Raw genomic sequence first — 17881 nt, 5'->3', positions numbered from 1 at the left:
CGGCCCACAGGTCCGCACGACCTCCCCTGTGCGGACGAGACGTGTGGCCGCCCCTCAAGCGTCGGGGCGGCCACATGTCCCGTTCAGGCGTGCTCAGGGACTGAGGCCGTCGGCTCAGCCCTTGAGCGCGGCGCGGGCCGCGACGAAGGCGTCCACCGCGCGGTTGACGTCCTCCGTGGAGTGCGCGGCCGAGAGCTGGACGCGGATGCGGGCCTGGCCCTGCGGGACGACCGGGTAGGAGAAGCCGATCACGTAGACGCCGCGCTCCAGGAGCAGCTCGGCCATGCGGCCCGCCTCGGACGCGTCGCCGATCATGACGGGGGCGATGGCGTGGTCGCCGGGGAGGATGTCGAAGCCCTCCTCGGTCATGCGGCCGCGGAACAGGGCGGTGTTCTCGGCCAGCCGGACGCGCAGGTCGTCGGCGGACTCCAGCAGGTCGAGGACCTTCAGGGAGGCGGCGGCGATGACCGGGGCGAGCGTGTTGGAGAACAGGTACGGGCGCGAGCGCTGGCGCAGCAGGGCGACGATCTCGGCGCGGGCGGCGACGTAGCCGCCGGAGGCACCGCCGAGGGCCTTGCCGAGAGTGCCGGTGATGATGTCGACGCGGTCCATGACGCCGTGCAGCTCGGGGGTGCCGCGGCCGGTGGGGCCCACGAAGCCGACGGCGTGCGAGTCGTCCACCATGACCATCGCGTCGTAGCGGTCGGCGAGGTCGCAGATCTCGGCGAGCGGGGCGACGTAGCCGTCCATGGAGAAGACGCCGTCGGTGACGATGAGCTTGCGCCGCGCGCCGCCCGCCGTCGCCTCCTTGAGCTGGGTCTCCAGGTCCGCGAGGTCGCGGTTGGCGTAGCGGAAGCGGCGGGCCTTGGACAGGCGGATGCCGTCGATGATGGAGGCGTGGTTGAGGGCGTCGGAGATCACCGCGTCCTCGGCGCCGAGCAGGGTCTCGAAGACACCGCCGTTGGCGTCGAAGCAGGAGGAGTAGAGGATCGTGTCCTCCTGGCCGAGGAACGCCGACAGGCGGGCCTCCAGCTCCTTGTGGACCTCCTGGGTGCCGCAGATGAAGCGGACGGAGGCCATGCCGTAGCCCCAGCGGTCCAGCGCCTCGTGGGCGGCGGCGACCACGTCGGGGTGGTCGGCGAGGCCGAGGTAGTTGTTGGCGCAGAAGTTGAGGACCTCGCCGGGGCGGCCGCCGGCGGTGACGGCGACGGTCGCGGACTGCGGGGTGCCGATGACGCGCTCGGGCTTGTGCAGACCGGCGGCGCGGATCTCGTCGAGGGTGGCGCGCAGGTCGTCGCGCACGGAGTCGAACATGGGGTGGGCTCCTCTGAAGGTGCTGACGGGTGTAGGGGTCGTCGCGGTCCCCGCCGGGTGCGGGGTCACACGGTCCAGTCGAGGATGACCTTGCCGCCGGTGCCGCTCGCCGCGTCCTCGAAGGCCGCGTCGAAGTCGCGGTAGTCGTACCGGCCGGTGATCACGGGCGTGAGGTCGAGGCCGCCTTCGAGCAGCACCGACATCGCGTACCAGGTCTCGAACATCTCCCGGCCGTAGATGCCCTTGAGGGTGATCATCGAGGTGACGATCCGGGCCCAGTCCACCGGGAACTCCTGCGACGGCAGACCGAGCATGGCGATCCGGCCGCCGTTGGTCATGTTGGCGATCATGTCCTGCAGGGCCTCGGCGCGGCCGGACATCTCCAGGCCGATGTCGAAGCCCTCGCGCAGGCCGAGTTCGCGCTGTCCGTCCGCGATGGTGGAGTGCGAGACGTTGAGGGCGAGGCTCGCGCCGATCTTGCGGGCCAGCGCGAGGCGCTCCTCGCTGACGTCGGTGACGACGACGTTGCGGGCACCGGCGTGCCGGGCGACGGCGGCGGCCATCAGACCGATCGGGCCCGCGCCGGTGATCAGCACGTCCTCGCCGACCAGCGGGAAGGAGAGGGCCGTGTGCACGGCGTTGCCGAACGGGTCGAAGATGGCGGCCACGTCGAGGTCGACCGGGACACGGTGCACCCACACATTGGTGGCGGGCAGCACCACATATTCCGCGAACGCCCCGTCGCGGCCCACACCCAGTCCGATGGTGGCCCGGCACAGGTGGCGGCGGCCGGCCAGACAGTTGCGGCACTTGCCGCACACCAGGTGGCCCTCGCCGCTGACCCGGTCGCCGACGCGGATCTCGGTGACGTCGCGGCCGAGCTCGACGACCTGGCCGACGAACTCGTGGCCCAGCACGAGCGGGGTGCGCACGGCCTGCTGCGCCCAGCCGTCCCAGTTCCGGATGTGCAGATCGGTGCCGCAGATACCGGTCCGCATGACCTTGATCAGTACGTCACCGGGCCCCACGGTGGGCTCGGGCACGTCCGTGAGCCAGAGCCCGGGCTCCGCCTTGTCCTTGACCAGCGCCTTCAACGCTACGGCTCCTGAGGGTGAGGCCCGGCCACGCGGGCACACCGAAAGGGGCCGCACCGGGTCAGAGAGGTGGAATCACCCTGCAATCTGCCGTACGCGCGGGCCCGGGTCCATCGAGCTTTTCTTAACCGGAGCCTCAGCTCCGCTTCACGCCTTGCGGGGACTGGGGTGTGAAAGCGCGTGCGGGGTTTCTATGACCGGTTTGGGCGCGACTCGATCGGAGCAGCGGTGGGCTTGTCGGGACGGGCGGCACCGTGCCGTGCCGTTCGCTCAGAGGGGCAGGCCGTCGGTGGCGGACCGCTCGATGCGGCCGGTGAGTTCGACGGCGAGGGCCTTGATGGTGTCCAGGCCCGACTGGCCCCACGAGCGGGGGGATGTGTCGGCCGCGCACACGGTGCCCAGCACCATGCCCGAGCTGTCGATGAGGGGGGCGCCGAGGTAGGAGCGGATGCCGAGGTCGTCCACGACCGGGTTCCCGGCGAAACGCGGATAGTCGCGCACGTCCTCCAGCACGAGCGCCTTGCGCCGGACCACCACATGGGGGCAGAAGCCGTGCTCGCGGGGCAGCACCCGGCCGATCTCGGGCCTGGTGCCGTCCTCGCGGACGACGGGGGCCACGGCGGGGCTGCTCAGCCCGGCGAAGAACTGACGCTCCTCGCCGATGAAGTTGACCATGGCGTACGGCGCACCGGTGAGCAGGGCGAGGTGGTCCGCGTAGACGTCGAGCGCGGGTTCGGGACGTTCCCCGAGACCCATGCGGCGCAGCTTGGCCGTCCGGGCGGGCGCCTCCTTGTCCTCCGGGGTGAGCAGCAGGCCACGGACACGGCGGGCCGGCTCGTACATCATGACCGGGCTCCGTGACGGTGGGCGTACCTCATACGGCGACTCCAGGGCTGTGTGCGGTGGTCACATGTGGGCGGGGCATATCTGGCCGGGGGCGGCACACAAGTGGGCGGGGTACATGGGCGGCGGTCACATGTGGGCGCTGTGGCGTGGCACGGGCGCGGGGGTGTGGGCGATGAGATGGCGTACGAGGGTGAGCAGGGTCTGTACGCCGGAACTGGAGATACGGGCGTCGCACGGCACCACCGGTGTGCCGGGACCGAGGTCGAGGGCCGCGCGTACCTCGTCGGGGTCGTAGCGGAAGGCTCCGTCGAACTCGTTGACGGCGATGACGAAGCCCAGGCCGCGTTCCTCGAAGAAGTCCACGGCGGCGAAGCACTCCTCCAGGCGGCGGGTGTCGGCGAGGACGACCGCGCCGAGCGCGCCCTCGCACAGCTCGTCCCACATGAACCAGAACCGCTCCTGCCCGGGCGTGCCGAACAGGTACAGCACGTGCTGCGGGTCGAGGGTGATGCGGCCGAAGTCCATGGCTACGGTCGTCTCGAGCTTGTTCTCGACGCCGTCGAGGTTGTCCGTGGCCGCGCCGACCGTGGTCAGCAGCTCCTCCGTGCTGAGGGGCGCGATCTCGCTGACCGCTCCCACGAAGGTGGTCTTGCCGACCCCGAACCCGCCCGCCACCAGGATCTTGAGCGCGGCGGGGAACGGGTCAGAGCTGTCGTCGTAGTCCATCGAGCACTGCCTCCAGCAGAGACCGGTCAGTGGGGTTGTGGTGGAAGGCGGGGGGCTTGGTGGTGAGCGCCCCGCAGTCGACGAGGTCCGAGAGCAGCACCTTGGTGACGGCGGCGGGGAGTCTCAGATGCGCGGCGACCTCGGCGACCGTGAGGGGCCCGCGGCACAGGTCGATCGCCTGGGCGTACTCGGGACCGAGGTAGCCGAGCGGGGCGACGCCGGTGGCCATCACCTGGGAGATGAGGTCCAGGGCGACGGTCGGTTCGGTGCGCCCGTCGCTGACCGTGAACGGCCGCACCAGTCGCCCGGCGGCGTCGTCCAGCCAGGGCCCGTCGCCGGCCGTCGTCACGCTCAATGCCTCGTCGCCGGGGTGTCGGCGGCCTGCTGCCGGGGGGCGGTCACGAGGTACGGGCGGACGCTCTTGACCAGCATCGCCATCTCGTACCCGAGCACGGCGGCGTCGGCCTCGCGGCCCGCGAGCACGGCGAGACAGGTGCCGGAGCCCGCGGTGGTGACGAACAGCAGGGTCGAGTCGAGTTCCACCACGACCTGGCGCACGTCCCCGCCGTCGCCGAACCGGACGCCCGCGCTGCGGCCCAGCGAGTACAGGCCGGAGGCGAGCGCCGCCATGTGGTCCGCGCTGTCGGGGTCGAGTCCGTGCACGGACTTCACCAGGCCGTCGCAGGACAGGAGCACCGCGCTGCCGGTGTGGGGAACGCGCTGCACGAGGCCGCTCAGCAGCCAGTCGAGGTCGGTTGCGTGGGCGGTCGGCGCATCGCTCGCCATGGTGGATCGACTCCTTGGGGTACGAAGGTCTGCGGGAGCGCGGAGGTCGCGGATCGGGGTGGTGGCGGGGCTGGGGTGGGGCGGCGTCATGCGGGCGGGGGGCTCGCGTCGTGGTGGTCGGGGCTGTGGGGCTGGGTGGTCGGGGCGGGGGGTGCGGCGATGGGGGTGGGGGGCGGGTCGGTGGGGGCGAGGAGGGGAAGCGGGCCCGTGTGGGTGGGGGCGGTTGTGTGGTCGCGGGACATGTGCGCCGACCCCATGTGTGTCGGCTCGATGTCCCCCGGCTCCGCCGGCTCCATGTGCGGCGCCGCCATGTGGTCCGCGGCCATGTGACCGGACACCAGGTGCCGGGTATCCCTGTGCTCCGCGTCCCGGTGGCTGCTCCCAGCCCCCGTGGAGCCAAGTTCCGTCTGCGCCGGCGCCATGTAGTCGGCCGACATTTGGGCCGCCTCCATGTGCGGAGCCGACACGTACCCCGGCCCCATGCGCCCCGTGGCCATCCCCACGGCCCCCTCCTCCAAGGGCGCCTCCGGATAGCCGGACCCCGTCGCCGCCATGTGCTGCTGGGTCTCCGCCAGCCCAATCCCCCGCTGGAACGCGGCCATCAGGCCGGGATCGTGGCCCGCGACGGTGTCGCCGTCCTGGCGCGGGGCGGGCCCCCCGCGGAGTTGGGGAACGATGTGTTCCTGGGCGCGCCGTCGGGGCAGCCGGGGCCGCTCCATGGTGCCGCGCACCGTAGCCCCGAGGCGCGGGGTGGGCAGTGCGCCCATGTTGGCCTCCACCATGGACCGGTCCTCGGCGCTGACGCCGGGCACCGCCTCGGCTGGGTTGGGACGCCGCTCCTGCGCACCGCGCGTGGGCAACGGGGGCGGTGTGCCCCCACTCCTGCTCGCTCCCTGAGCGTGCCGACCCCGCCCGGAACCCGGCGCCTTTCCGGCACCTCCGCCGGCAGCCCCCGGAGCGGCAGCCCACGTACGACCGGAACCTCCGCTCTCCCCCGCACCCGAGTCACGACCCGCGTCACCGCCGACCGCTCCCCCGGGAGCCGTACCCGCACCACGCTCCACGCGCGCCGGGTCACCGGGCGCGCTCTCCGTCCCGGACCCGTCACCGGCCGCCGCCCCGGACACCGGCGAGGGCCGACCTGCGGCAGCCGTCAACTCCCCGGCGCCGGAGGGAGTCTGGGCCTGCCCGGTCCCCGTCCCCGTCCCGACAGCCCCCGGCAAGCCGGACATCATCCCGGGCGCCGGTCCCAGCAGTGCCTGCGGAATCACCAGCACCGCCTGGACACCGCCGTAGATGTTGGTCTGGAGCCGGACGCCGATGCCGTGGCGGCGGGCGAGTTGGGAGACGACGTAGAGGCCGATGCGGCCGTCGGCGAGGAGGCTGGCGACATTGACCTGGTCGGGGTCGGCGAGCAGGGCGTTCATGCGGTGCTGTTCGTCCACCGGCATACCGAGCCCCCGGTCCTCGACCTCCACGGCGAGCCCGGAGGTCACGAGGTTGGCGCGCAGCAGTACTTGGGTCTGCGGGGCGGAGAACACCGTGGCGTTCTCGACCAGTTCGGCCAGGAGGTGGATGACGTCGGCGACGGCGTGCCCGCGCAACTCGCCGTCGATGGGCGGGACGAGCTTGACCCGGGAGTACTGCTCGACCTCGGCGATGGCGGAGCGCAGTACCTCGGTCATGTCGACCGGGTTGCTCCACTGCCGCCGGGAGACGGCGCCGCCGAGCACGGCGAGGTTCTCGGCGTGACGGCGGATGCGGGTGGCGAGGTGGTCGACGTGGAAGAGCCCCTTGAGCAGGTCGGGGTCCTCGATCTCGTTCTCCAGCTCGTCCAGGATGGAGATCTCCCGGTGCACCAGGGACTGCAGGCGCCGGGCGAGGTTGACGAAGACCTCCAGTTTCTGTTCGCTGCCCGCCTGGCTGGAGAGCTGGGCGGCGCGCACGACGGCGGTGACGGCGCCGTCGTGCGCGCGGGCGAGATCGGCGGCGAGGAGTTCGAAGTCGTCGGCGTCCTCGGGCGGCCTGCGGCGCGGCTTGCGCTGCGGGGGCGCCTCGCCCTTGCGCAGCGCGTCGACGAGCGTGCGCAGGTCGGCCTCGCCGCGCGCGGCACCGCGGCGCAGGGCCCCGACGCGCTCTCCGACGGAGCGCGCGGCGCGGTCGGCGGCCACGGCCGCGATGGCGATGCCCGCGGCGGCCACGGCGAGGGCCCCGGCGAGAACCACCCACAGACCGAGGCTCGCCGGCACACGGCTGGAGCGGACGCAGAAGACGACGGCCGCGACCGCGCCGAGCGCGACCGCGATGGGCGGGAGCACGGCGATCCGCATGAGCTGGGGTCGTATGTGCGTCTCGGGCAGCGCGGGAGCGGGTCGGGCGACCGGTCGCCCGTGCCTGCCGCCCTCCCGGCGGTCGGCACGGTTGGCCGGTGCTCGGAGGTGAGACATCTGCGTCCTCGTACTGGTCCGTCGGGCCTGTCCTCGCGTGGTCCGCCCCGGGAGGGGCACCACGCCTGGCGGTGTCGGCGGCACGGGCCGGGGAATGCCCCGCGTCGTCCGACGGACACTCACGGTAGTTGCCTGCGCATCCGGTCCGATGGGCAGTTGACAAACTCACCCGGCCGACATCCCGCTCTGGTATGAGGCTTCGTACGGCAGACCGATAATCGCGTCGAATTCCCGTACGAAAGACAGGACACAGAGAAAAGAAAACAGTCCGACTCGATCAGAAATCGCCGTCGCCGAACACTGCGTCCGAGGACGCGTTCCGAGGCGGGACGACGCTCACTCGGGTTGCAGGACGAAGTCGTACGCGGCGTGCAGATACGGCTCCTCGATGGGGTCGCCGTCCGGCGCGGTCCCGGCCGGGTGCTCGGTGAACCGCACGATCAGCGGGTCCTTGGTGCCGAAGACGACGTCGCTGTCGAGATACTCCCCACCCTCCTGGAAAAGGTGGGTGATCAGCTTGCGGTGACCGGGCTCGTCGATCAGGAAATGGATGTGCGCGGGCCGGAACCAACTGATGTCCGTGCGGTGGATCAGGTCACCCACCGGACCGTCCATGGGAATGGCGTAACCGCGCGGCGCGATGGTGCGGATGCAGTACGAACCGTCTTCCCGAGTACGGTATTTGGCGCGCAGCCGCGCCTCGTCCATTTCCGGGATCTGCGCCTCGTACGCGCCGTCGGCGTCGGCCTGCCAGACGTCGAGCACGGCGCCCGCGAGGGGCTTGCCTCCGGTGTCGGTGACCTTTCCGGTGATGTAGAGCGGGGTTCCGGGCAGGCCCTCGGACATGTCGGACCCGTCGGGCACCGTGGGCGATCCGTCGATGTGGAACGGGCCGAGGACGGTGGCGGGGGTGGCCTCGGGGACGAAGCGGTTGTTCAACTGGACCACCAACATGCTCAGTCCGAGCACGTCGGAGGCGAGGATCAGTTCCTGCCGCTTGTCGTCGCAGGTCTGGCCGCCGGCGGTGAGCCACTGGATCGCGGCGGCCCATTCGTCCTCGGTGAGGCGCACCTCCGCCGCGAAGGCGTGCAGATGGCGGATCAGCGTGGTCATCAGTTCGCCCAGGCGCGGGGAGTGTGCGGTGGCCCAGCGCTGGACGGCCAGTTCGGTGATGTTGTCCTCGTCGGCGAACACGGGTGCGGCCCTGCCTCTCTTGTCGCGTGGGCCCGTCCGTCCGCTGCGGCTCCGCGCGACGCGGCTCACGGCACGCCGGGGCGCGGTCGCGGGTCAGTCCTCCGGCCGCTCTCCCGGATGCGGGGGACGTGCGAGGGGTTCGGGTGCGAACGGGTCGGGGGGTACGGGGGTGTTGTTGAGGTCCACGGACAGGAACACGTCGCGTGCGACCGGGTGGCGCAGTTCCTCGGCGAGTTGGCCGATCAGTCCGGCGGTACGGGCCAGCAGGGCGAATCCGCGCAGGAGTTCCAGGGGCAGGCCCAGGTCGGCCAGGGCGGCTCCGCAGACTCCGGCTCCGTTGAGGGGCAGCGTCCGGCCGAGGACGTCCGGATGGACCCGGCCGATGGCGGCGAACAGGGCCAAGTGCGGCCCGAACAGGCCCTCTTCGTCCGCGATGCGCATCAGCTTCGGTGTCCTCGGGTCGCCCTCCTTGTGGACGTGGTGTCCGAGGCCGGGTACGAACGCTCCGGCCGCTCGGCTCTCGCGGACCGTTCTCGCCGCCACCTCGTCCCAGCCCTGCTCGTCCGTCGGCAACTCCCCTTCCAGGGAGAGCAGTACGTCGTGGAGGAAGCGGCCGGTGTCCTCGGTGACGCCGAGGAAGCGGGAGCCGCCGCCGAGCAGCCCGGCGGCGAGGGCGCCCTGGATCGAGTCGGGCGCGGAGAGGTAGGTGAGGCGGGTGACGATGGCGGTGGGGGTGAAGCCGTGGTCCGCGAGGGCGGCGAGGACCGCTTCGAACACCCTGGTCTCGCCGGAAGTCGGCCGCCGCTGGGCGGCCAGCCAGAACGCGAGTTCCCCGAAGCCGACCGAGCCCATGACGTCCTCGGCGAGGTCGTGTCCGAGCAGCGTGATGCGGTCGGGGCCGGAGGCGCCGAGGGCGGTGGGATAGGCGGGGCGCGGGGTCTGCCCGGGAGCCCCCTCGCGGCCGGACCGCGGCTCAGTCACGGTCGTTCGCCTCGGGCCCGGTCAGCCATCTACGCAACTCCGCTCCGTGCTCGTCCAGTTCGGGAGGCGGTAGCCGGTACGTGGCCGGGGTGGCGGAGAAGCGGATGGGGTGCCGGGTCGTGGGTACGGCACGCTCGCCCTCCCCCACGTTGACCACGGGGTCGAGCCCGAAGCGCTCGGCGAGCGCGAACCCGCCGTCGATGGTGTTGATGGGCCCGCACGGCACACCGGCGGCGACGAGCAGGTCGAACCACTCCTCGGCGCCGCGCGTCACGAACCGCTCGGTCAGCAGCGGGTGGAGGTCGTCGCGGTGGGCGGTGCGGTCGGCGTTGCGCAGGAAGCGGGGGTCGTCGGCGGTCCCGGGGATGCCCAGCATCGCGCACAGTTTGCGGAACTGACCGTCGTTGGCGGCGGTGACGACGAGGTCGCGGTCGGCGGTGGGGAAGGGCTCGTAGGGGCAGACGCTGGGGTGTGCGTTGCCCATGCGGTAGGGCACGGTGCCACCGGCCGCGTAGGCGGAGCTGTGGTTGACCAGGCCGGTCAGGGCGGAGGAGAGCAGGTTGACCTCGACCAACTGGCCCTCGCCGGTGGCGTCCCGGTGCCGGAGGGCGGCGAGGATGCCGATGGCGGCGTGGTTGCCCGCCATCACATCGAACACGGAGATCCCCGCGCGGAACGGCGGCCCGTCGGGTTCGCCGGTGAGGCTCATCAGGCCGGAGACGGCCTGCACCATGAGGTCGTAGCCGGGCACGTCGCGTCCGGCGCCCGAGCCGAACCCGGTGATCGACGCGTAGACCAGGCCGGGGTTGTCGCGTCGTACGCTCTCGAAGTCGAGTCCGTACTTCGCCATGCCGCCGGGCCGCAGGTTCTCGATCAACACGTCGGCGCGGCGGGCGAGTTCACGTGCCGCCTCGGCATCGCCCTCGTCGCGCAGGTCGAGGACGAGGGAGCGCTTGCCCCGGTTGACGCCGAGGTAGTAGGTGGAGACCTCGCCGCGTACCGGGGGCATCCAGGTGCGGGTGTCGTCGCCGCCGGGTCCCTCGACCTTGACCACGTCGGCGCCGAGGTCCGCGAGGAGCATGGTGGCGTAGGGCCCGGCGAGGACGCGGGAGAAGTCCGCGACCAGGACTCCGGCGAGCGGGCCCGCGCCGTTCGTCGTGGGCGGGGCTTCCGGCTTGGTGCTTCGCGGCATCGGCCTCGCCTCTCTGTCCGCTCTACGGACCCTCGTCCGTCCACGGATTCTGGGTCGGTGGCGTCGGAGCGTCAAGGGGGCCGTAACGACCTCAAGTGCGCGCCGGGGAGAATCCGTTGGGCAGACCGGACTCCGGACGCCGGACCGTGTGGGGTACGGATTCCAGGCGGGCGAAGTCGAGGCTGATCTCGCCCGCGGCCTGGAGGAGGAGCGGCAGATGGTCGTTGACCAGGACCTCCGCCGGGGTCTCGGCGGCGTGCGCGTTGACGTTGACGCTCGCGACGACGCGCCCGGAGCCGTCGCGCAGCGGTGCCGCCACCGAGCGGATGCCGCGGGCGAGCTGCTCGTCGGTCATCGCCCAGCCCCGGGCCCGCACCTCACGCAACTCGGCCTCCCATTCGGCGCGTTCGGGCTGCCATACGGGGGCGAGACCGGACCGGGTGGGCTCGGCGACGACACGGGCCGCCTCCTCGGGCGGCAGGGCTGCCAGCAGGACCTTGCCGAGGGACGTGGGCAGGGCGGGGAAGCGGGTGCCGATCTGCACCACGAGGGCGACGACCTTGGGGACGGAGACCCGGGCGACGTACACGATGTCGGAGCCGTCGAGCTGGGCGATGGAGCAGGACTCGTTGGTGCGCTCCACCAGCCATTCCAGATGGGGGCGGGCCACATCCCACAGCCCCATCGACCGGGTGTAGGCCACACCGAGGTCGAGCACGCGCGGGGTGAGGGCGAAGCCGTTGTCCTGCTGGCGCACATAGCCGAGTTCGGCCAGCGTCAGGAGAATGCGGCGCGCGGTGGGCCGGGCCAGGCCGGTGGCGCCGGCCACGTCGGTCAGCGACATGACCGGCTGCCGGGGCCGGAACGCGGTGATCACCTCAAGCCCCCGCGCCAGCGCCTCGATGAAGTCGGGCCCGGTTCCCTCGCGTGGCATGACAACCCCCTGAGTCCGTGTGCGGCCGTCCGTCGTCCGGACGGCGTGTTCTCGCGGAACTGTACGCGGTATTGACACGGCACCGCCCCGCTGAACACCATCGGAGCGGGCCGGTTGTCCGCTGTGCGGATAGTTGTACGGAGCCAGGGAGAGGGACGGACGGCGTACAGGGGTCCACCAGGCCATTCGCCCGCCGATGAACGGGAGTTGCCGTGCCGATCCACTCCGCCCCCTTCACCCCGGGACGCCCCTTCGTCTTCCGGGACGCCACGGTGTTGACCGTGGACCGAGCGCACCGGGTGCTCCCCCGCACCGACGTCCTCGTGACCGGTGACCGGATCACCGCCGTCGGCCCGCGCCTCGACGTCCCGGAGGGGACGGTGGAGATCGACGCGGCGGGCGGCATCGTGATGCCGGGCATGATCGACACGCACCGCCACATGTGGCAGACCGCCATGCGCGGCTACGGCGCCGACTGGACGCTGACCCAGTATTTCGTCTGGTACTACCTGGAGCACGGCAGGGTCTTCCGGCCCGAGGACATCCACGCCGGGAACCTGCTGTCCGCCGTCGAGGCGCTGGACGCCGGGGTGACGACGGTCGTGGACTGGTCGCACGGGCTGCGGACGGTCGACCACGCGGACGCGGCCGTGGACGCGCTGCGGTCGGTGCCCGGCCGATTCGTCCTCGCCTACGGCAACATCCACCAGGCCCCGGCCGAGTGGACGGCGGCACCGGAGTTCCGCGACTTCGTGCGCCGCCGCGCCACCGGGGACGACATGCTCGGCTTCCAACTGGCCTTCGACGTCACGGGAGATCCCGAGTTTCCGGAGCGGCCCGCCTTCGAGGCCGCCCGCGAGCTGGGCGTCCCCGTCACCACCCACGCCGGGGTGTGGGGCGCCACCGACGACAGCGGCATCCGGCTGATGCACGAGCACGGGTTCATGACCCCCGAGACGGTGTACGTGCACGCCTCCACGCTCTCGGCCGACTCCTACCACCGCATCGCCGCGACCGGTGGTTCCGTCTCCGTCTCCACCGAGAGCGAGCAGAGCGCGGGTCAGGGCTATCCGACGACTTGGGCGCTGCGTGCGCACGGCATCCCCGTCTCGCTGTCGATGGACACCAGCGTGTGGTGGAGCGGCGACCTGTTCTCGGCGATGCGCACCACGCTGGGTGCCGACCGCGCCCGCGAGCACCTGGAGGCCCACGCCCGCGGCGAGACCGTCACCCACGCCGCGCTGCGCGCCGAACAGGTCGTGGAATGGGCGACGGCGGGCGGCGCGCGAGCCATCGGCCGCTCCGGCGACCTCGGCAGCGTCGAGCCCGGCAGGAAAGCCGACCTGGTGCTGCTGCGCAACGACCGCTCCCCCGTGTCGTTCCCGCTCCTCAACCCCCATGGCCACGTGGTCTTCCAGGCCCAGCGGGGCGATGTCCACACCGTGGTCGTGAACGGCCGGGTGGTGAAGTACGACCACCAACTCGTCGGCGTCGACCTGGCCGTCGTACGCCGCACGGCCGAGCGGAGCGTGGAGTACCTGCGGTCGGCCATCGGAGAGGACGCGTGGGCGGCCGGGATGAACCCGGACGTGCCCGAGACGAAGGTGCTGGACAACCCGTACACCTACACCGCTTACCGGAGCTCGGGCACGCGGCCGCGCTGACGGGCGCCGTGGTCCGGGTGCGATCAGGCACCCCGCCCCTCAGGCGATCGCCAGGACGACCGCCAACGTGGAGTCGTACTCCTGCTGCCTTCCGGCCAGGGACTCCAGCACCTGCTGCGCGCTCTCCCACTGCTCCGGCTGGGCCTTGGCGAAACCCTGCCAGCCGATCACGATGAGCAGTCGGCCCGGTACTTCCGGTCCCCAGCTGATATCACCGGCGGCATCGGTGAACGCCTGCCAGTTGCGGGCAGCCGAGGACGGCAGACCGAGGGCGGGCAGGCTGCGCTGCATGAATCCCTCCTGGTCGGTGACGCCGGCCAGGTCGAGAGGGATGATCTTCCAGCCGGCCTCGTGGACCACCTGGGCGAGAGTCGCTGTGGGCATGTCCGTACCGCCTTGCCGGGTCCGGTCCTCCCCGCCGACACGGGGAACGGGTCGCTTCACCCATCATGCCCCACGGTGAGCGATCCCTCACGAGGAGCCGGTTCCGCCCCGGGCGCACACGGGGCGACGACCGTGATCGGCCAGGCGCTACCCCGGAACCATCCCGCCCGCAACCGGAGCGGCGACACGCCTGCGCGAGGACATGTGACCGGCAGCACCCGCACCCCCATAACCGCAGGCCCAAGCACCTTTGACCGGACGCGAGTTGACTGATCCTCACCCTGTCGTTCACAGACGACTTGACTGGTCCATACCAATGCGATTGAGTGCGGCCCACACCCCCCACGGCCACCCCCACGCGCCTTGTCCGGTGCCACTGGAGTGCCACTGGCGCCCGCGCGGGTATCCCGGTCCCGTTGTTGCACGCTGCCCGGGTACGGCCGCTTCCTGCAAAGGAGTTGACTCTGTGTCGAGACGACACGTCTCCGCCGCGCTGACCGCGCTCGCTCTCGCGGTGACCCCGCTGGTGATGTCGGCCCCGGCCGCGTCGGCGGCTCCGGCCACCGCGGCCGCGTCGTGCGCGAGCTACCCCAACTGGGTGGCGGGCAAGTCGTACGTCACCGGCGACATCGTCCGTTACACGGACGGCAAGACGTACATCGCCGAGCACGACAACCCGGGTTACGACCCGACCATCAGCACCTGGTTCTGGGACCCGTACAACTGTGACGGCGGTTCGACCACCCCCGTCGGCAACTTCGTCGTCAGCGAAGCCCAGTTCAACCAGATGTTCCCGAGCCGGAACTCGTTCTACACCTACCAGGGCCTCGTCGCGGCCCTGAACGCCTTCCCGGGCTTCGCCAACACCGGCAGCGACACCGTGAAGAAGCAGGAGGCCGCGGCCTTCCTCGCCAACGTCAACCACGAGACCGGCGGTCTGGTCTACGTGGTCGAGCAGAACACGGCCAACTACCCGACGTACTGCGACTGGAGCCAGTCCTACGGCTGCCCGGCCGGCCAGTCGGCGTACTACGGGCGCGGCCCGATCCAGCTGAGCTGGAACTTCAACTACAAGGCGGCCGGCGACGCGCTCGGCATCGACCTGCTGCACAACCCGAACCTCGTGCAGACCGACGCGGCGGTCGCCTGGAAGACCGGCCTCTGGTACTGGAACACCCAGTCCGGACCCGGTTCCATGACCCCGCACAACGCGATGGTCAACCAGGCCGGCTTCGGCCAGACCATCCGCAGCATCAACGGCTCCCTGGAGTGCGACGGCCGCAACCCCGCGCAGGTCCAGAGCCGCGTGGACGCCTACCAGCGCTTCACGTCGATCCTGGGCGTCTCCCCCGGCGGCAACCTGTACTGCTGACCCGTCCCGCTCGCCCCGACCGCGGCTCCCCGAGCCGCGGTCGCGGTGCGTCCGGGGGCCGTCGCAGCCACGGCAGAACTCCCACCGGCGGCGATGCGGCGGGCTCGACGCACCCGCCTCCGAGAACGGGGGTTCGGTTTCCCGAACCCCCGAACCGGGCTGCCACGATCGACCGCCGTGCCGGGCCCGCCAAGGATGGGCGCATGGCTGAGACGACGACGGACACCCAGGGGCACCGCGGACAACCAAAGGGAGCCGTCACCCGCTCGGTGGATCTGCATCGCGGGAGCACGAGCGCGGCACCGCCGCCGTGCACGCGCTGCGCAGGGTCTCGGCGGCCCTCGCCCAGGGGACGTTCACGGCGTTGATGGGGCCCTCGGAGTCCGGGCAGGACCACCTTGTTGCACTGTCTCGCGGGGACGGACCCGGCGTCGCGGGGGTTCCGTCTGCTGGGGCGGGACGGAGGTGTCCCGGCTGCCCGAGCGGCGACTGGCGGAACTGCGGCGCAGTCGGGTCGGTTTCGTCTTCCAGGCGTTCAATCCGATGCCGACGTGACGGTCGCGCAGAACGCCGAACTTCCCGGCCGGATCGCCGGGAAGCGGCCCGACCAAGGCCGGGTGACGGGCGCACTGGTCAGCTGCCAGTTGGTGTGCTCGACGCAGCCGGCGCCACCCGGAAGACACGTACGAAGTGGTACACGCTCAGGTGCGCTTCGACCGCGATCTCGGCGAGGGTGAGCGGCTCGGCCAGGCGGTCCCGCATGATGCCGATGCCTTTGCGTACCGCGGCGTGCTCGGGTCCGGATACGCGCGGTGTACGGCCCCGGGACATGAGATGCGTCGCGAGGAACGTCGCGGCCGACTCGGCGTACAGGTCCCCTGCGTCCCGGTTGGCCGGTAAGGACCGGACAAGGTTTTCGACGACCGGGTCGCCCGCGCTCAGTTCGGCAGACAACGCCTCGAAGTCGGCAGCGGGCTTCTTCAGCCCGTGCGCGGCCTGCTCGATATCGGTCCGCCGTATGTGCACCTGGATGGTGGACATGATCGACGCCGCTGTGTAGCTGCGCACTGTCGACTGGCCGGGCACCATGAGTTCGAGTCGGCCGGGCCTCCAACGCCGCTTGGTGGATGTCCCTCCGGAGCTGACCCGCATCATCGCTTCTCCACCGGTGCACAGCACAAGATGCAGGTCGGACGTTCCGGGCAGCAGAAAGTCCTCGACTTGGCGGACATGCACAAAACTCTGGACCAGCAGCGATCGCCAGCCCGCGTCGCTCCAACTGCAGTAGCCACGTTGTACGTACTGAGCTTCATCGATGTCGGCATACGGTGCCAGGTCGAACGCGAGGGACGCGGGCACGTGGGTTCCTCTTGGTGTTGTCGGAGAACGGTCGCTGAGGTCGGCAGCGGGGTGTCGCCGTGGAGCAGTCGGCGGTCCTGACGGCGCATCGTGATCTGCACGGGGACACGAGCAGAACCGTCGTTCGCCCAGGATTTGGCTGTCGGATCGGGTCGGCCCGGACAGACGGCACCTGCCCGTCGACCCGCGCCGCCCGTCCGCCACCTCGAGAGAGGCGGACGGGGCGGTCGCCCGTCAGGACTGCGCGTGTCGGTGCGGGCGAGACCGATGTCTCCTAGGAGGCCGATGGGATGGCGGAGGGCACCGGGTTCGGGTCGGTGGAAGGTTCTGGGTTCGGGGCGGTGGGGGTGGGGGTGGGGGCGACGGTGGGGTGCGACTGTCGTGCGGGTGGTGCCGGGCGGAGGTGGTCCGGGGGGTTGGAGGAGAGCAGGAGGAAGACGGCTGCCGCAGCCGCTGCGGCAGCCGCGACGGCGAAGGACAGCACCCGCCGCGTCCGGCGAGTGCCCCAGGTTCGTCCGGCGGGCGGGCTGGCCGGTGACAGGTCGTGGGCACTGATGAGCCGCCCGCGCGCTTCGAGCGCGGCACGCAGTCGTTCCTCGATCGGCGCCGGATCAGTCATCGGTCCCCCTCCAAAAGCTTCTCCAGAGTGGCGAGTGCGCGGCTCGCGGTCGACTTGACGGTTCCACGGGACACGCCGAGGGCGTCGGCGATCTGTGCCTCGCTCAAGTCGGACCAGTAACGCAGGACCAGTACCTCACGCTGGCGCTCGGTGAGCCGTGCCAGCGCGTCGAAGACCTGCCGGTGCTCCTCGGCGAGCAGCAGCGGCTCGTCGACCGGCGCCCCCGGACCCTGGTACGGCGGGGTGTAGGCGCGCGCGGTGCGCCGCCGACGCAGCACCGAGCGGGCGGCGTTGACCACCGCGGTATGGAGATAGGCGTGCGCGTCCTGGACGTTGTCCAGCCGTTCGCCGTGCCGGCGGCAGACGGCGGCGAAGGCGTCCTGGACGACGTCCTCGGCGGTGTGCAGGTCGTCCACCAGAAAGGCCGCCAGCCGGACCATGTCGAGCCGCCGGGTCCGGTACAGATAGGCGAGTGTGGGGGAATCCTCCTCGCCGTCCTGGTCGGCCACCGAACGCAGGTTCCGGAATCGTCGGCCGGGATGCGGCGCGCTCGACGCCGGAGGCGGGGTGGTTCGGGCGCGGCGCAGGAGCCGGGCCCACCAGGGCAGGGCAACGGTGAGCTGCATCGTCCTCGTTCACATCAGGAGTGTGGCGGGGCCGGCCCCGCCACACCTGTGGTCGGCGACTCAGTGGCTGGTGTGACCCGGGTAGGGCTTGCCGTTCGCGTCACCGGGGACGGGCTGCGGGTACGGCTTGCCGTTCTCGTCGCCGGGGACGGGCTGCGGGTACGGCTTGCCGTTCTCGTCGCCCGGGACCGGGGTCGGGTCGGTGTGGGCGGAGGCGTGTGTGCCCGGGGTGGAGGGGACGGGCCGCGGGTACGGCTTGCCGTTCTCGTCGCCCGGGACCGGGGTCGGGTCGGTGTGGGCGGAGGCGTGTGTGCCCGGGGTGGAGGGGACGGGCCGCGGGTCG

Annotated in this window: 16 protein-coding genes and 1 pseudogene; 2 read left to right on the top strand and 15 right to left on the bottom strand. The window is 71.5% G+C overall.

Annotated elements, in window-relative coordinates:
* Positions 1 to 114: 114 nt before the first annotated feature.
* The 11 genes from ACWEEU_RS25640 to ACWEEU_RS25590 form a co-directional block, all read right to left on the bottom strand.
* Positions 115 to 1314, bottom strand: a complete 1200-nt coding sequence (locus ACWEEU_RS25640; protein WP_385751203.1) for a glycine C-acetyltransferase — start codon at positions 1312 to 1314, stop codon at positions 115 to 117.
* Positions 1315 to 1379: 65 nt separating this feature from the next.
* Complete coding sequence (gene tdh, locus ACWEEU_RS25635) at positions 1380 to 2408, bottom strand: L-threonine 3-dehydrogenase (protein ID WP_385751206.1); 1029 nt, start codon at positions 2406 to 2408, stop codon at positions 1380 to 1382.
* A 270-nt stretch (positions 2409 to 2678) separates the two neighbouring features.
* A complete protein-coding gene (locus tag ACWEEU_RS25630; protein WP_385751209.1) occupies positions 2679 to 3254 on the bottom strand; it encodes a GAF domain-containing protein in 576 nt (191 codons plus the stop codon).
* A gap of 126 nt (positions 3255 to 3380) precedes the next feature.
* Positions 3381 to 3980 (bottom strand): GTP-binding protein, encoded by a 600-nt coding sequence (locus tag ACWEEU_RS25625; RefSeq protein ID WP_451735210.1) that lies wholly within the window; start codon positions 3978 to 3980, stop codon positions 3381 to 3383.
* A complete protein-coding gene (locus ACWEEU_RS25620) occupies positions 3958 to 4329 on the bottom strand; it encodes a DUF742 domain-containing protein (protein WP_385751215.1) in 372 nt (123 codons plus the stop codon). The genes ACWEEU_RS25625 and ACWEEU_RS25620 overlap by 23 nt, the downstream gene beginning before the upstream one ends.
* 2 nt (positions 4330 to 4331) lie before the next feature.
* Positions 4332 to 4766: a roadblock/LC7 domain-containing protein gene (locus tag ACWEEU_RS25615; protein WP_199583289.1), complete on the bottom strand. Its 435-nt coding sequence runs from the start codon at positions 4764 to 4766 to the stop codon at positions 4332 to 4334.
* An 86-nt stretch (positions 4767 to 4852) separates the two neighbouring features.
* On the bottom strand, positions 4853 to 7213 hold the full coding sequence (locus tag ACWEEU_RS25610; protein ID WP_451735207.1) for a sensor histidine kinase: 2361 nt from the start codon (positions 7211 to 7213) through the stop codon (positions 4853 to 4855).
* Between the two features lie 336 nt (positions 7214 to 7549).
* Positions 7550 to 8407, bottom strand: a complete 858-nt coding sequence (locus ACWEEU_RS25605; RefSeq protein WP_451735205.1) for a dioxygenase family protein — start codon at positions 8405 to 8407, stop codon at positions 7550 to 7552.
* A 93-nt stretch (positions 8408 to 8500) separates the two neighbouring features.
* On the bottom strand, positions 8501 to 9388 hold the full coding sequence (locus ACWEEU_RS25600; RefSeq protein ID WP_451735204.1) for a citryl-CoA lyase: 888 nt from the start codon (positions 9386 to 9388) through the stop codon (positions 8501 to 8503).
* Entirely contained in the window at positions 9381 to 10580 is a 1200-nt protein-coding gene (locus ACWEEU_RS25595) for a CaiB/BaiF CoA transferase family protein (RefSeq protein ID WP_451735202.1), read from the bottom strand. Before ACWEEU_RS25595 ends, ACWEEU_RS25600 begins: the two co-directional genes overlap by 8 nt.
* A gap of 91 nt (positions 10581 to 10671) precedes the next feature.
* Complete coding sequence (locus tag ACWEEU_RS25590) at positions 10672 to 11514, bottom strand: IclR family transcriptional regulator domain-containing protein (protein WP_451735200.1); 843 nt, start codon at positions 11512 to 11514, stop codon at positions 10672 to 10674.
* Between the two features lie 212 nt (positions 11515 to 11726).
* On the opposite strand from ACWEEU_RS25590, the gene ACWEEU_RS25585 reads away from it, so the two are divergent.
* The gene (locus ACWEEU_RS25585) at positions 11727 to 13178 is read left to right on the top strand and encodes an amidohydrolase family protein (RefSeq protein WP_451735198.1); all 1452 of its coding nucleotides are present in this window, start codon (positions 11727 to 11729) and stop codon (positions 13176 to 13178) included.
* A 39-nt stretch (positions 13179 to 13217) separates the two neighbouring features.
* Here the strand turns inward: ACWEEU_RS25585 and ACWEEU_RS25580 are convergent, their stop codons facing one another.
* Positions 13218 to 13562, bottom strand: coding sequence for a barstar family protein (locus ACWEEU_RS25580; RefSeq protein WP_451735196.1), 345 nt, complete (start codon positions 13560 to 13562; stop codon positions 13218 to 13220).
* A 466-nt stretch (positions 13563 to 14028) separates the two neighbouring features.
* On the opposite strand from ACWEEU_RS25580, the gene ACWEEU_RS25575 reads away from it, so the two are divergent.
* Entirely contained in the window at positions 14029 to 14934 is a 906-nt protein-coding gene (locus ACWEEU_RS25575; protein ID WP_451735194.1) for a glycoside hydrolase family 19 protein, read from the top strand.
* 633 nt (positions 14935 to 15567) lie between these two features.
* On the opposite strand, the gene ACWEEU_RS25570 is transcribed toward ACWEEU_RS25575, so the two are convergent.
* The 3 genes and pseudogenes from ACWEEU_RS25570 to ACWEEU_RS25560 all read right to left on the bottom strand — a co-directional run.
* Positions 15568 to 16293, bottom strand: coding sequence for an AraC family transcriptional regulator (locus ACWEEU_RS25570; RefSeq protein ID WP_451735192.1), 726 nt, complete (start codon positions 16291 to 16293; stop codon positions 15568 to 15570).
* 615 nt (positions 16294 to 16908) lie between these two features.
* The gene (locus ACWEEU_RS25565) at positions 16909 to 17538 is read right to left on the bottom strand and encodes a SigE family RNA polymerase sigma factor (RefSeq protein ID WP_451735190.1); all 630 of its coding nucleotides are present in this window, start codon (positions 17536 to 17538) and stop codon (positions 16909 to 16911) included.
* 60 nt (positions 17539 to 17598) lie between these two features.
* Positions 17599 to 17881 (bottom strand): annotated as a pseudogene (locus ACWEEU_RS25560) (hypothetical protein); the annotation flags it as partial.

It is taken from the genome of Streptomyces sp. NPDC005004 (assembly GCF_053600675.1).
This window is presented reverse-complemented; position numbering and strand designations above follow the sequence as displayed.

Coding starts and splice junctions, on each gene's coding strand:
- ACWEEU_RS25615 (WP_199583289.1), bottom strand. CDS start 4,766: ATGGCGAGCGATGCGCCGACCGCCCACGCAACCGACCTCGACTGGCTG.
- ACWEEU_RS25580 (WP_451735196.1), bottom strand. CDS start 13,562: ATGCCCACAGCGACTCTCGCCCAGGTGGTCCACGAGGCCGGCTGGAAG.
- ACWEEU_RS25590 (WP_451735200.1), bottom strand. CDS start 11,514: ATGCCACGCGAGGGAACCGGGCCCGACTTCATCGAGGCGCTGGCGCGG.
- ACWEEU_RS25625 (WP_451735210.1), bottom strand. CDS start 3,980: ATGGACTACGACGACAGCTCTGACCCGTTCCCCGCCGCGCTCAAGATC.
- ACWEEU_RS25640 (WP_385751203.1), bottom strand. CDS start 1,314: ATGTTCGACTCCGTGCGCGACGACCTGCGCGCCACCCTCGACGAGATC.
- ACWEEU_RS25595 (WP_451735202.1), bottom strand. CDS start 10,580: ATGCCGCGAAGCACCAAGCCGGAAGCCCCGCCCACGACGAACGGCGCG.
- ACWEEU_RS25630 (WP_385751209.1), bottom strand. CDS start 3,254: ATGATGTACGAGCCGGCCCGCCGTGTCCGTGGCCTGCTGCTCACCCCG.
- ACWEEU_RS25610 (WP_451735207.1), bottom strand. CDS start 7,213: ATGTCTCACCTCCGAGCACCGGCCAACCGTGCCGACCGCCGGGAGGGC.
- ACWEEU_RS25565 (WP_451735190.1), bottom strand. CDS start 17,538: ATGCAGCTCACCGTTGCCCTGCCCTGGTGGGCCCGGCTCCTGCGCCGC.